Raw genomic sequence first — 14,197 nt, forward strand, 5'->3', positions numbered from 1 at the left:
GATCTTGAATGTTTCACGTAAAGGGGGCTCAGCTCAACGCTTCCCAGCCCGCGCGCTTGCCGATCACGCGGATGAGCAGGCGGCGGACGACGGGCAGCGCGACTGATGCATTCACGGCTAGCCGGGTTGCCATGGTGAACAGAGTCCTCTTTTCATTCTGGGCCCGCTTGGCGTACAGGCAGGCATCGTCCATCTCGCCCGCGTACAGCGACTGGATGGCAATCTTTGCGGCTGCATGGGCGAGCCCAGGATGCGGACGGCGGAATAGCCCGGCCGACACCCCATACAGGTCGATCGCATCATGCCCGTCGCGGACGCGATCATAATGGCATTGCCGGGCGAACGTGGAGAACGCCTGTTGTAGGTAAAGTTTGGACTTGTTGGTGGATACGCCGTCGCCGGCGAAGTTACGCCGTACGTACAGTACTTCGGCCAGATTGGACATGTTCCAACCAGCGCCAGCAATGCGAATCCATAAGTCGCGGTCCTGTGCAAACATAAAGAAGGGTCGGTAGCCTCCGACCTGGTCATAGGCTTCGCGACGGATCATGACCTCACCATGGCTGAAGGGATTGCCTCCTTCCAGGAAGTCGTCCAGGAGAGCCGCCCCAGGCTTTCCATGGACACCGAGCGTCGTGATTGTACCGGCACTGACCGATTCGTGGCGGCGCAAGCAGCCGACCACGCCTAGTCGTGGATCGGCATCCATGGCCTTGGCCTGCAGTGCAATACGTTCGGGTTCGGATATGTCGCCTGCTCCCTGTATGGCGATGTAGCGGCCGCGCGACAAGGTGATCGCGTTGCGGATGGCGGCCACAAAACCAGCATTTTCCTGGTGTATGACCACCAACCGTGGATCGTTGTAGGTCGCAAGAATATCCCGTACCCGCGGGTCCTTGCTGCCATCATTGACCAATACAATTTCAAAGGAAGCAGCAGTCTGTGCCAACAGGCTGTCGAGCGTGTCCTTGAGGTAGTCGGGCCGGTTGTACCAGGCACAAACGATGGAAATCAATGGTGGGCGTTCCATCAGATCTCCTCGATGGAACCAGATGGCGTAACGTAACGCGCTTCAACGGCCATCGAATAGCCGGTCGCATGCGCCACGGAGTTCTTCACCAGCGCGATCAGCGCCAGCACGTCGGCTGCCGTGGCATTGCCGCCGTTGATGATGAAGTTGGCATGTTCCGGTGCGACGTAGGCACCACCTATGGCACGACCCTTCAGGCCCTGATCTTCGATGACCTTTCCAGGCGGTCCATATTGCTCGTACATCGCCGGATTGCTGACAAATACGGAGCCGCAGTTGGGTAGTTTTTGCGGGAACTTCATACGCCGGCTGCGCATGATGTCCAGCATCTCGCGCCTGCGCGCAGCGCGGTCCACGCCTGCCTCCAGCTCCAGTTCCACCTGGGCGATCACTTCATGTCGGGTCTGGAACACCGAGGTGCGGTATGCAAATCCACATTCATCTCTGTTGCGCTCGATCAGCTGACCAGTTGCATCCACTGAAATTACCGAAACAACATGCGTGCCAATACCTTTACGCTGGCTACCTCCGTTCATGCATATGAGGCCTCCAAGCGTTCCCGGAATTCCACAGGTGTGCTCGATGCCACCCAGGCCTGCTGCCATCGCGCGACGGGCCAAGCCTGGCACCCAAACACCGGCATCGGCACGGAGGTGGTTCTTCTTGATGGCCAGCGAAGAGAATTCGGGGCCAATCCGGATCGCAACCGCACGCAGGCCTTCGTCGGCGAACAGCAGGTTGGTGGTCGCTCCGATCACCACCGATGGCACGCCTCGCGTAGCGAGCCAGCCACGCAGACGGGCCAGTTCTTCAATGCTGCGGGGCGCAATCATAACGTCGGCAGTACCGCCAATCCGCCAGCGGCTGATGATGGCCAATGGGACATCGCGCTGTACCGCTCCCGGGAACAGGCGTGCCAGCTCGGAGGCGATGCCGCCCAGCTTGACCTTGTCCAAGTTCAGCCCCATCGAACGTCCGCACCCATGGCACGCAGCTTTTCGGCGAAGTCGACATAGCCGCGGGAGATCTGCCAGGCATCGGTGACGATAGTCTCGCCCTCAGCCGTCAGACCACACAGGGTCAGTGCCGCCCCTGCACGCAGGTCCAGCGCACGTACGACGGCGCCGTGCAGCACGCCACCTTGGCCATGGATTCGCAGCATGTCACCGTCCACGTTGTACTTCACGCCCATCTTCGCCATCTCTTCTGCGTAGCCATAACGACCGGGGAAGCGCAGGTCAACGATGCGCGATTCACCCCGGGCCCTGGCGCCCCACGCAGCCAGGATTGGCTGAACGTCTGAATTGATGCCCGGATGCGGTCCGGTACTGATCTCGATCGGATAGCAGGCGCCACCACGCACGATCAGCGAATCATCGCCGACATACAGGCGCGCGCCAGCAGACCTCAGGTGCGCCAGCACCACTTCCAGGTCGGCATAAGGAAAATCAGCGATTTCGATGTCGCCGCCGGTGATCACCGCTGCAGACAGCCAGGTGATTGCCTCCATGTTGTCGGCGATCACGCGGTGCTCGGTTCCATGAAGGGCATCAACGCCTTGAATCTCGATGTGCTCTTGGCCAAACACGGTGATGCAAGCGCCCATGGAATTGAGCATTGCGATCAGGTCGAGGATCTCCGGGCGGATATGCGGATTCCACACTCGCGTGGTGCCCTTGGCCAGGGTGCCGGCCAGGATTGCATTCTCGGTCGCCCCGGTGGAGCGCATCGGCAGGTGGATATCCGCCCCGACCAGACCATTGGGCGCTTCGGCATACAAATATGCGTCATCCTCCCAGACACGCGCGCCCAAGCGTTCCAGCAACATGACGTGGAGGTCGTACTTGCGCTCGCCCAGTTTGCAGCCACCGGGCAGCGGAACGCTCCCTGCACCCAGACGTGCGGTCAGCGCACCCAGGATCAGCAGGGTGTTTCGGATCGAACGGCCTTCCCATTTCAGCTGGCTGGCCAGCGACTCGCTTTCGGTAATCCGGATTGAATCAGTACCCAGCAATTCAGCGGATTTGCCCAATGCGCGCAGCATGTCCACATGCACCTGAGTGTCCAGCAGCCCTGCTGGGTAATTCCGCAGTTCCAGAGTATCTCGGGTCAGGATGCTGGCTGCCAGCAGACGCAATGCGGAATTCTTGGCGCCGGCCAGCGAAACGCGGCCTTCGAGGCGGGACTTTCTGACATGCAGGACAGCGGCGTTGCTCATGGGTTCGTGTGCTCGGATGAGGATTCTGTGGAGTCTTTCTGGATGATGCGTGCGGGGATGCCGACAGCGGTAGCGTTGTCGGGGACGTCCCGGGTGACGACCGCGTTCGCGCCGATGATGCAATTCCGCCCTACGGTGATACGGCCGATCACCACTGCTCCGGCGAAGATCGTGGTGTCATCACCGATAACGGGGTAACTTTTTGATCGCCAGTCGCCGCTGCGCGCACCACCGAGGGTTACGTTCTGGAAGATCTTCACGTTCTCGCCGATCACCACCCCTTCACCGATTACTACGCCGGTAGGGTGCTTTAGATCGAGCGAGACCGGAAACGTTGCTTTGTGCGAGATGAACAAGCCGTGCTTGCGCGCCAGTCGGCCTTCCACATAACGGCCCAGTAGCGTGTTGCCGCGCATGCGTGCGTGAATGAGCGCCCGGAGGTGCCAGCGTACACGTGGCTTGGCTCCGCCGAGCCACAACAATTCAATAAGGCGAAAAGGATTCTTCATAGGTCTCAGCTGCGCCCGTCACGGCGGGCTGCCGCGGCCGCGCGGTTGACCACGTGCAGGATATACAGAGTAATGAGCAGGTAGAACGCGAACAAGAATGCGCTCAGTACGTATACGAATTCCTTGGGCGAAAGTGTCAACCAGAGGCAGGTTTGGTAGATGACTAGTAGGCCAATGGCACGCACTACATTGATCGAAAGAAATGCACCCTGTGCGTTATAGATGTTGAGGATCTGCACCAGTGGTGCAGACGTCAACTGCAGTAGGACGAAGGGTGCCAGAATCGAGGCATACATGCCGGCTTCGGTCCACCGCTCACCGAATGCCATATGGAAAAGCGGCTCGCCCAGCAGCATCAGGGCCAGGGTGAGCGGCAGGCCGACCAAGAACAGCTTTTTCTGCACTGAGTAGGCAAGGACTTTGATGCGAACTTCCGACCCCTTCGGAAGGCGTGCTATCTCACCATAGAATGCTTGGCCTACTGACTGGCCAATCAGGTTGCCGGGAATGGCCAGAGCCATCAGCGCCAGACCAAGCTGGCCCGTAGCGCCGGCACCGAACAGTGCCGCGGCGAACATTGCCGGTGCTTGTGTAGAGAACGCCAACAGGAATTGCGAAGGTAGACGAAATGCCGGAAAGCCACGGTAATAGCGGGCCAGCAAGAGCATTGCATCGCGGCTCACGCGATGGACATTTCCCTGAAAGTCTTTCCGGAAGCGCAGCGTGAATGAACTGATGCCGCCACTTTGTTCTACCAGATGCCCGAACAGCAAGCCAAATGGTTTGAGCCCCGCCAGGCCCAAGCCAATCTTGACCAGTACGCCCATTACTGATTGCACGACCTTGGTCTGGGAAATTGCCTTGTAGGAGCGACGGCGCGTTGCCCACAGACTCAGGCCCTCGTACACGGCCACTGCGATGGCACCCAGAATCACCAGCCACCACCAAGGTGCCAGCACGTCCATGGACATCCAGCCCAGTACAATGTCGCCGAAGGCCCAGAACAGCAGCGCTATCAGCGCAGCCATGATCAACATCAACAGGCCCGACAGCACCATCAGGTTGGCTGCCATGCGATCGGAACGGGGCAGTGGCACGGCGAGCACGTAGCGGAGTGTCAACATGGGGGCAATCACTGCCACCAATGCGCTATAGACCGCCAACACCCCGTAGTCGTCCGGGCTGTAGATGCGGGTCAGCAGCGGGATGGTCGCAATACTGACTAGTCGTGCCGTCCCCGTGCCAAGCGCCAGCGTCAGCATTCCACGCACGACGCCGCCAGATTCACCGCCGAAAAGCCGTTGGCGTATCCGTGAGAATTTCATGGTGATTGCTGATTGCATGAGCGGGCCCCGGTCTTACGAGGTGCGCTCTGGGTAGAACTGGCGATACCATGCGGCAAATCGCTTCAGGCCGGTAGCCAGATCGGTCTTTGGTACGAAGCTGAAGTCCTGGGTGCTATGCCGTATATCGGCATAAGTGGCTAGCACGTCACCCGGCTGCATGGGCAGCAAGTTCTTCCGTGCTTGACGGCCCAGTGCTGCCTCCAGCAGCGAGATCATTTCCAGCAACTGTTCCGGGTTGTTGTTCCCAAGATTGTAGACGCGGTGCGGTGTTTCATCGTCGGCCGGCAAGGGAGCGCCTTCAACCAGCGTCTGTATGCCATCGACGATATCGTCGATGTAGGTGAAGTCGCGCTTCATGTCACCATGGTTGTACACATCGATGGAACTGCCGCTGGTGATAGCATTGGCAAACTTGAAATACGCCATGTCCGGGCGACCCCAAGGCCCGTAGACCGTGAAGAAGCGGAGGCCGGTAATCGGGAAACGATACAAGTGCGCGTACGTCTGGCACATCAGCTCGTCGGCCCTCTTGGTCGCTGCGTACAGAGAGATCGGCGCATCGACGCGATCTTCAGTCGAGAATGGTTGCTTGGTGTTTGCACCATATACCGATGACGAAGACGCGTAGACCAAGTGCTTCACGCCGTGGCGGCGGCAGCCTTCAAGCACGGTCAAAGTACCGGTCAGGTTGCTGTCCACATAGGCGAACGGATTATCGATGGAATATCGGACGCCAGCCTGTGCACCCAGATGCAGCACCGCGTCAAAGCTGTGGTCGTTGAACAGTGCGGCCATGCCTTCGCGATCGGACAGATCCAGGCGAATGAAGGAGAAAGCGTGACGCCCGTCGAGCTGCGCCAGGCGCGCTTCCTTCAGGCGCACGTCGTAGTAATCGTTAAGGTTGTCGATGCCTACGATTTCGTGACCGCTATCGAGCAGCCGCATCGAGGAATGAAAGCCGATGAAGCCGGCTGCACCGGTGACAAGAATTTTCATGCAGGACTTACCGTGAGGGCCGGAAGTTATTATCAGTCGGAGCCGAACAGGTCGCGGGTGTAGACCTTGCCGGCCACATCGCGCAACTCGTCGGACAAACGGTTCGCCACGATTATGTCGGCCTCCGCTTTAAATGCAGCGAGGTCGTTCACTACGCGCGATCGGTAGAAGTCGGATGCGTCGAGCACCGGCTCATAGACAATCACTTCGATGCCCTTGGCCTTGATGCGCTTCATCACGCCTTGGATGGCCGAGGCGCGGAAGTTATCCGAACCGGACTTCATTACCAAGCGATAGACGCCCACGACCTTCGGCTTGCCTGCGATGATGGTATCGGCGATGAAGTCCTTGCGCGTGCGATTTGATTCCACAATAGCGTGGATCAAGTTCTGCGGCACGTCGCTATAGTTGGCCAGCAACTGCTTGGTATCCTTGGGCAGGCAGTAGCCCCCGTAACCGAAGGAAGGGTTGTTGTAGTGTGAGCCGATGCGCGGATCCAGGCTCACGCCGTCGATGATCTGGCGCGTATCCAGACCGTGGGTACAGGCATAGGTGTCCAACTCATTGAAGTAGGCCACACGCATCGCCAAGTAGGTGTTGGCGAAGAGTTTTATGGCTTCAGCTTCGGTGGAGTCAGTGAACAGGACGGGAGAATCCTTGCTGACAGCGCCTTCCTTCAGGAGCTCGGCGAATGTTTCCGCGCGCTTGGAGCGCTCGCCGACAATGATCCGGCTCGGGTGCAGGTTGTCGTAAAGAGCACGCCCTTCACGCAGAAATTCAGGCGAGAATATAATGTTCTCCGTGCCAAAACGCTCGCGAAGCTCCGCGGTACATCCGACCGGCACGGTAGATTTGATGATCATCACGGCATCGGGATTGATCGACACAACATCGCGGATCACCGACTCGACCGAGCTTGTGTTGAAATAGTTCGATTGGGGATCGTAGTCGGTTGGCGTTGCAATGATTACAAACGAAGCTCCCGCATAGGCCTCGCGAGGATCCAGCGTGGCACTGAGCTGCAGGGACTTGTGGGCCAGAAAATCTTCGATTTCCCTGTCCTCGATTGGAGCCTTGCGATGATTGATGAGCGCAACTCGCTTCGCGTCAATATCCAAGGCGACCACTTCGTGGTTCTGGGCCAGCAGAACTGCATTGGAGAGGCCAACATAACCCGTTCCGGCCACGGCAATTTTCATTCGCAAAATCCTTTTGGTACAGCGCACAAGACTGGTTCTGAGCGAAAGATCGAACGCTACTGATTCGCGAACGATGTGCCTGCAATCGCGCAGGCGTGGGCGATTGCCCGCGCCGCAAGTCCGACGTGTGGGGGCCAGCCTTGCAGGGCGTAGGGGATGCTACTACACGGGACCGGCGATGCCGCCAACCTGAAATTGCCAGTTCATCCGGTATCCATGCGCGCGTTGCCAGGGCTTTGCGCAGCAGCGGCTGAGCAGACGCCTGCCATCTGGCCGAGACTGACCGGCGAGGTTGAAGGGGGTGGCCCATTCAGGGGTGTCTGTCAACATGGGCTCTATCTGGGGGGCTTGGCTATGTACCAGAGTTGGTATGGGTCTTGCATGCGTGCTTCCCCCTGATTCCATCTTAGCAATTCGAGGCTCGTTTTCAATCCTGAACGAGAGTGGATTTCATTCATTTGAATCGTGGCCTGTCTTTTGCGAGGGTGCTTCTCGTTCCTTTGGCCCTCCCGTTCCCTCGATGCGTTAGACTGTCAGGCTGGGCTGAGGTGCATTGGTCAGCGGTGCCTGTCAGTGCCGTAGAGTAGAGTGCGCGGTGCCGACAGTTTGCCGGCAGCAGGGCCTTGGCTGGCCTAGCAGCGCCATCCGGTATGGCTGTTCCAAAAAACAAAGTGGATGCGATGACGAGAAAAGCGGAATCCCGAGTGGTCAAGGACGACGAGATAGACTTGCGCGAATTGGTGGGTGTGCTCATCGACCGGAAGTGGCTGATCCTCGGAACTACAGCTCTGTTCTTTGCTGTAGGTGTCGCCTACGCGCTGTTGGCACCTCCAGTTTTTCAGGCGCAGGCAATGGTGCAAGTCGAGACAAAGGCCCCGGCCATCCCGGGGTTGTCCGATCTCGGGGCGCTTGGCGGCGGCACATCTGCGGCGACTACCGAAGTCGCGTTGCTGACTTCTCGTACCGTGATTGGTAGTGCAGTCGATAGCCTTCAACTTGACACGGTGATCGAAGCTTCGCGCTTTCCGCTGATTGGTGGCTTCATCGCACGCCGTTACAAGCCTGATGCTCCAAACCTGGTTGCGGCCCCTTGGATGGGGCTCTCCAGCTATGGTTGGGGAGGTGAAGAGCTCAAGATCCATAGATTCCAGGTTCCACCAGCCATGGTCGGTGCTGGCTTTGTCGTGGAGGCCTTGGAGGCTTCTGGCCAGTACAGGCTGCTTGACCCGGACGGAACCGAGCTGCTCCACGGGAAGGTGGGAGAGCTTGCCCAAGGACATGGGATTTCCATCGAAGTCGAGAGCCTCCGTGCGAACCCGGGGATGCGTTTCGACGTTTTGAAGCTTCGCCGACTGGACGTCGTCAATCGTCTGCAAGAAGGCATCAAGGCGACCGAACAGGGCAAGGATTCTGGAATTCTGCTGCTTACATACGAAGATCAGAATGCCATCCGTGCGCAAGGTGTAGTTCAGAACGTTGCGGAAGCTTACGTGCGCCAGAACGTCGAGCGCAGCTCCGCTGAGGCGGCTTCGCAGCTGCAGTTCGTGCGAGATCAGCTGCCTACGATCAGGCGTCAGGTTGAGCAGGCGCAAGCGGCCATGAGCGCGTATCAGTCTCGCTCAAATGCCGTTGATATCACTTTGCAGACCAAGGGATTGTTGGAGCAGGAAGTCGCGGTGGAGGGGGCAATCCAACAGCTGCGACTGAAGCAAGCTGAAATGGATCGCAGCTTCACCCGGGAGCACCCAGCGTACCGCGCGCTCATGAAGCAGATTGGTGACCTGGAAGGACGGAAGGCAGGTTTCCAACGTCAGGTCGGCCAGCTGCCGGACACCCAGCAAGAGCTGCTGCGCCTGACGCGTGACCTTCAGGTTAGCAATGAGCTGTACACGGCATTGTTGAACCAGTCGCAGCAATTGGATGTTGCTCGTGCCGGAGCTGTCGGCAATGTGCGGATTGTTGATCCTGCGATGGTGGACACCGCCAACCCGGTCAAGCCGCAGAAGAAGTTGATCGTGCTTATCGCGACTCTGCTCGGCGCCTTTCTCTCAGCAGCATTCGTCTTCCTCCAGCGCATGTTGAACCCGGGCATCGAAGACCCGGCCGACATCGAGGCCCTGGGCCTGCCGGTCTATGCGGCCATTCCGCTCAGTGTGTCCAACACCCTGCTCAAGCTGCGCAAGGGCAAGCACGGCACGCGCGTGGTCGCCGATGGCCGCCAGCACCTGCTGGCCGTCTCCGCGCCGGCTGATCCGACCGTGGAGGCACTACGCAGCCTGCGTACAAGCCTTCACTTCGCCATGTTGGAAGCGAAGAACAACATCCTGACCATCTCGGGTCCCCGCCCTGGCGTTGGCAAGACGTTCGTTTCTGCCAATTTGGCGGCCGTGATCGCACAAGCGGGCCAGCGCGTGCTGGTCATTGACGCGGACATGCGCAAGGGCACCCTGCACAAGATCCTGGGTGTGTCTCACCAGAAGGGCCTGTCGGACGTGCTGGGCGGCAAGCTCAACGTCGACGACGTGATTCATCCGGTGGCTGGTCTGGACAACATGCACTACATGGTGCGCGGCGATATTCCGCCGAACCCGGCCGAGTTGCTTATGCACCCGCGCTTTGCGCAGCTGCTTCAGGACATGTCAGGCAAGTACGATCTGGTGATCGTCGATACGCCGCCGATCCTGGCGGTGACCGACCCGGCGCTGGTCGCCACCCACGCTGGCTCGAGTCTGCTGGTCACCCGTTTCGGCGTGAATCAGGCCAAGGAAATCGAACTGACCCTGCAGCGTTTCGAGCAGAACGGCGTGCAGATCAAGGGTGCGATTTTCAATGCGGTCGAGAAGCGCGCCACGGGCTATTACAGCTATGGCTACTACGAGTACAAGTCTGACGACAAGGCTTGATCTTCTCGCGGGGCAGGACACCGGAGCCCGGTGCGCGCAGGCGCATCGGGCTTCGTCTTTTCCAGGCCCGCGTCGCTGTCCCTTCAGCGCAGGAGTATCCTATCCCCATGGCCGATACCCCCCTCACTTCGCCGCATTCGCCGGCGACGCCGCGCTGGCGGCATTACTGGAGTCTGATGCGCGCGGATCGTCCGATCGGCACGTTGCTGCTGCTGTGGCCCACCTGGTGGGCGCTGTGGCTGGCGGCAGGCGGCATGCCGCCGCTGTGGACCCTGTTCGTGTTCACCGCAGGTGTCTGGCTGACCCGCTCGGCGGGGTGTGTCATCAATGACTACGCCGATCGCTGGCTCGACCCGCATGTGGAGCGCACCAAGGCCCGTCCGTTGGCGACGGGGGCGATCAGCGGCCGTGCCGCGCTGGTGCTGTTCGCGGTACTGATGCTGGTGGCATTCGGGCTGGTGCTGACCCTGAACGGGCTGACCATCGGCATGAGCTTCATCGGCGTGTTCCTCGCCGCCAGCTATCCCTACCTGAAGCGCTATACGCACCTGCCGCAGGTCTATCTGGGCATGTCGTTCGGCTGGGGTATTCCCATGGCATTCGCCGCGGTGCAGGGCGAAGTGCCGCTGCTTGGCTGGCTGCTGTACGCCGGCAACATCCTCTGGTCGACCGCGTATGACACCTGGTACGCCATGGTCGACCGCGAGGACGACCTGAAGATGGGCTCGCGCTCCACGGCGATCCTGTTCGGGGATCTGGATCTGGTGATACAAGGGGTGCTCTACGCTCTGTTCCTGGCGACCATGGCGCTGGTCGGTGTGCGCGCCGGCCTGGGGAGCTGGTACCTGGCCGGCCTGGCGGTGGCTGCGGCGCTGGTGATGTACGAATTCTGGATCTGCCGCAACCGCGAGCGGGGGCCATGCTTCAAGGCATTCCTGCACAACAACTGGGTCGGCGCGGCGCTGTTTGCCGGTGTCGCGCTGGATCTGGGATTGAGATGAGCTTGCTACGCTGAGACGAGCGTTGCATGATCACTGAGGCATAGACATCGTCCGGTAACCTACTTGCCATGAAAGAACATTTCTCTCCATTCTGGAATGGCTTCATGGGCCGGTTTTCTGTGCTGGTGCTCATACCCGGCATTGCCCTGCTCACCCTCCCGGGATCAGCAGTAGCAGCTGAATTCCGGCATCCAGGGATTCTTAATGACCACGCCGGCCTTGAGACAACGCGCAGGTCACTGATGGCAGGCGACGCGGAGAAGTTGAGGATGCTTTCCGATATGAAGGCTTCTCCTCTTTCTGCACTCAATTACGATCCTTCGCCGGTGGCTGCAGTAGTCTGCGGTCCGCACTCCAAGCCGGACATTGGCTGCAAGGCCGAGGTTCGTGATGCGCAAGCTGCATATACCCAAGCGTTGCTATGGATCTACGAGCGAGACAATCGGCGGGCTCGCAATGCGATCAGGATCATGGATGCTTGGTCCGCGACTTTGACTGGAGGGCATCAAGGTAGCAATGCTCCGTTGCAGGCAGCATGGGCAGCACAGTTGTGGACACGTGCGGCAGAAATAATCAGGTATTCCGGCAGCGGTTGGTTGGAAAAAGACTCCCGTTATTTCGGCGGTTGGCTGCTCGCACAATATCTTCCTGATATTGATCGCATGGGTGCCTGTATGAATGGAAACTGGCAGGCCAGTGCAATTGATGCCAGGATGTCCATTGGTGTCTACACAGATCGTCGAGACATATACCAGCGTGCCGTCGCAGACTGGAACGCGCAACTTCCGGCTTATATCTATCTCCGCAGTGATGGTGCGATTCCAAGGCAGATGCCCGGTTGTGGTCGGCCGGTGCGGCAGGCGTGGTATGGCCAGAAGGTATTCAAATCCGGAATGGTTCAAGAAATGTGCCGTGACCTGCGCCACACTGCATTCGGCTTGGCGGCATATTTGAATGCGGCTGAGACAGATCGTATCCAAGGCGGTACGCTATATGCCTCTGGCAGGGAACGCCTTGGTGCAGCGCTGGAATTTGTTACTGAATATGGATCAGGCCAGCAGGTTCCTGCTTGGCTGTGCGGAGGAAAGTTGAAGTCCAATCTTGATGGAACGCTTGAAATTGGCTTCGCCCAACTGCACGGACGCATGGGTCTGCCCATGCCTAATACTCAACGATGGTTGCGAGATGAGGCGCCCTCGGCAGGGACAAAACACTTTCTTTGGGAATCAATGACCCATGGTAGCGAGGTGCGCGCCGCCAGGTCGCGAGTGGTTGAAAATAATGATTCTGTAGAGGATTGATGCCTCCGCTATTATCCCAGCCTTCTGTGGCTTTAGTCCTGAGCGGCCATGATGGGCAGGATCATGTCAGAGCCCTCCTGCACGATAGGGCGGCCCTCCTACGACCAATAGGCGACTGACAGCCCCCGCCGCGAGGCCGAGAATCGAGCCATCGAACCTGGGAGGGTAGGTGATGGCCTCGACGGCAGCAGTGCAGGATGGCTGGATGGCGCGCGCAGCGCTGCGCTCCGCCTCCTGGGCGGAAAAGTGGTTCCCTGATGCCTACGTGTTCGCGGTGCTGGGCGTGGTCATCGTCGCCCTGGCAGCCATCGGCTTCGGTTCCACGCCGCAGACCACGGCCAGTGCCTTTGGCGATGGCTTCTGGAGCCTGATTCCGTTCACCATGCAGATGGCCTTCGTGGTGATCGGCGGTTATGCCGTGGCCACTGCGCCTGTGGTGGCGCGCTTCATCGAACTGCTGGCGCGGGTGCCGCGCACGGGGCGCGGTGCAGTGGTCTATGTAGGCCTGGTCAGCATGCTGGCTTCGCTGCTCAGCTGGGGCTTCTCGCTGGTGTTCGGCGGTCTGCTGGTGCGTGCATTGGCGCGCCGGACCGATCTGCGCATGGACTACCGCGCCGCAGGTGCCTCCGCCTACCTCGGCCTGGGCGCGGTCTGGGCGATGGGCCTGAGTTCTTCGGCTGCGCAGCTGCAGGCGAACCCGGCCAGCATGCCGCCGGGGCTGGTGGAGATCACCGGCGTACTGCCCTTCACTGAAACCATCTTCCTGTGGCAGTCGATCGTGCTGACCGCGGCGTTGATCCTGGTGTCACTGCTGATTGCCTGGTTGACCGCGCCGGCGACTGGCAGTGCGCGCACCGCTGAATCGTTTCCCGGTGCGGCGCAGGCCGAGCCTGAGCCGCTGCAGCGCCGCACGCGCCCCGGCGAATGGCTCGAATACAGCCCGCTGCTGACCGTGCTGCTCTCGTTGCTGGCCTTCGGATGGCTGTTCAACGAGTTCGCCAACAAGCCGGTGGTGACCGCGATCGCCAACCTCAATACCTACAACTTCCTGTTCATCTCGCTCGGCCTGCTGCTGCACTGGCGCCCGCGCAGCTTCCTCAACGCGGTGGCCAAGGCGGTGCCCAGCACGACCGGTGTGCTGATCCAGTTCCCGCTGTATGGCGGCATCGCGATGATCCTCACCCACGCGGCCGGCGCCGATGGGCAGACGCTGGCGCACCGGCTGTCCAGTCTGTTCGTGCACATCGCCAGCACCGATACGTTCGCTCTGGTGATGGGCGTGTACTCGGCGGTCCTGGGCTTCTTCGTTCCCTCCGGCGGCGGCAAGTGGATCATCGAAGCACCGTACGTGATGCAGGCGGCGAACGAACTGAAGGCGCACCTGGGCTGGGCCGTGCAGGTGTACAACGCCGCCGAAGCGCTGCCGAACCTGATCAATCCGTTCTGGATGCTGCCGCTGCTGGGCGTGCTGGGCCTGAAAGCCCGCGACATCGTCGGCTTCACCTTCATCCAGCTGCTGGTGCACATCCCGCTGGTGCTGGGCCTGCTGTGGTTGCTGGGCATGACGCTGGATTACGTGCCGCCTGTGATGCCATGAGGTGCTGCGCCCGCTGCGCCCGCTGCGCGGCCGGGCCGGGCGGGCGCCGCTGAATGGGCCACAGCCTCTGCGGGCATGAGCACATGCCGATCCCGAA

Annotated in this window: 11 protein-coding genes; 4 read left to right on the plus strand and 7 right to left on the minus strand. The window is 60.0% G+C overall.

Translation table 11 applies throughout. The features are described from left to right. Window positions 1-28: 28 nt before the first annotated feature. From N5J29_RS02660 to N5J29_RS02690, 7 genes are read right to left on the minus strand one after another with little or no spacing between them, the layout of a single operon-like run. A complete protein-coding gene (locus N5J29_RS02660) occupies window positions 29-1,030 on the minus strand; it encodes a glycosyltransferase (protein WP_080375290.1) in 1,002 nt (333 codons plus the stop codon). Beyond that, a complete protein-coding gene (gene murB, locus N5J29_RS02665) occupies window positions 1,030-1,986 on the minus strand; it encodes a UDP-N-acetylmuramate dehydrogenase (protein ID WP_197600254.1) in 957 nt (318 codons plus the stop codon). Before murB ends, N5J29_RS02660 begins: the two co-directional genes overlap by 1 nt. A gap of 2 nt (window positions 1,987-1,988) precedes the next feature. Continuing rightward, the gene (locus tag N5J29_RS02670) at window positions 1,989-3,248 is read right to left on the minus strand and encodes a UDP-N-acetylglucosamine 1-carboxyvinyltransferase (protein ID WP_053518172.1); all 1,260 of its coding nucleotides are present in this window, start codon (window positions 3,246-3,248) and stop codon (window positions 1,989-1,991) included. Continuing rightward, complete coding sequence (locus N5J29_RS02675) at window positions 3,245-3,757, minus strand: serine acetyltransferase (RefSeq protein WP_080375288.1); 513 nt, start codon at window positions 3,755-3,757, stop codon at window positions 3,245-3,247. Before N5J29_RS02675 ends, N5J29_RS02670 begins: the two co-directional genes overlap by 4 nt. A gap of 5 nt (window positions 3,758-3,762) precedes the next feature. Next, window positions 3,763-5,082 (minus strand): lipopolysaccharide biosynthesis protein, encoded by a 1,320-nt coding sequence (locus N5J29_RS02680; RefSeq protein WP_164150531.1) that lies wholly within the window; start codon window positions 5,080-5,082, stop codon window positions 3,763-3,765. Window positions 5,083-5,115: 33 nt separating this feature from the next. Beyond that, window positions 5,116-6,099, minus strand: coding sequence for an NAD-dependent epimerase (locus tag N5J29_RS02685; RefSeq protein ID WP_164150532.1), 984 nt, complete (start codon window positions 6,097-6,099; stop codon window positions 5,116-5,118). A 32-nt stretch (window positions 6,100-6,131) separates the two neighbouring features. Beyond that, on the minus strand, window positions 6,132-7,298 hold the full coding sequence (locus N5J29_RS02690) for a nucleotide sugar dehydrogenase (protein ID WP_111187228.1): 1,167 nt from the start codon (window positions 7,296-7,298) through the stop codon (window positions 6,132-6,134). Between the two features lie 680 nt (window positions 7,299-7,978). Between N5J29_RS02690 and N5J29_RS02695 the strand changes: the two genes are divergently transcribed. The 4 genes from N5J29_RS02695 to N5J29_RS02710 all read left to right on the plus strand — a co-directional run bounded on the left by N5J29_RS02695 (window position 7,979) and on the right by N5J29_RS02710 (window position 14,100). Next, entirely contained in the window at window positions 7,979-10,201 is a 2,223-nt protein-coding gene (locus tag N5J29_RS02695; protein WP_164150563.1) for a polysaccharide biosynthesis tyrosine autokinase, read from the plus strand. A gap of 107 nt (window positions 10,202-10,308) precedes the next feature. Next, window positions 10,309-11,202, plus strand: a complete 894-nt coding sequence (gene ubiA / locus N5J29_RS02700; RefSeq protein ID WP_053518165.1) for a 4-hydroxybenzoate octaprenyltransferase — start codon at window positions 10,309-10,311, stop codon at window positions 11,200-11,202. Between the two features lie 68 nt (window positions 11,203-11,270). Continuing rightward, window positions 11,271-12,503, plus strand: a complete 1,233-nt coding sequence (locus N5J29_RS02705; protein ID WP_164150533.1) for an alginate lyase family protein — start codon at window positions 11,271-11,273, stop codon at window positions 12,501-12,503. 172 nt (window positions 12,504-12,675) lie between these two features. Then, complete coding sequence (locus N5J29_RS02710) at window positions 12,676-14,100, plus strand: TIGR00366 family protein (protein ID WP_180875604.1); 1,425 nt, start codon at window positions 12,676-12,678, stop codon at window positions 14,098-14,100. The last annotated feature ends 97 nt before the right edge of the window (window positions 14,101-14,197 follow it).

Origin of the sequence: Stenotrophomonas sp. GD03680 (assembly GCF_029844625.1) — a bacterium.
In the GTDB taxonomy this organism is placed as follows: domain Bacteria; phylum Pseudomonadota; class Gammaproteobacteria; order Xanthomonadales; family Xanthomonadaceae; genus Stenotrophomonas; species Stenotrophomonas maltophilia_P.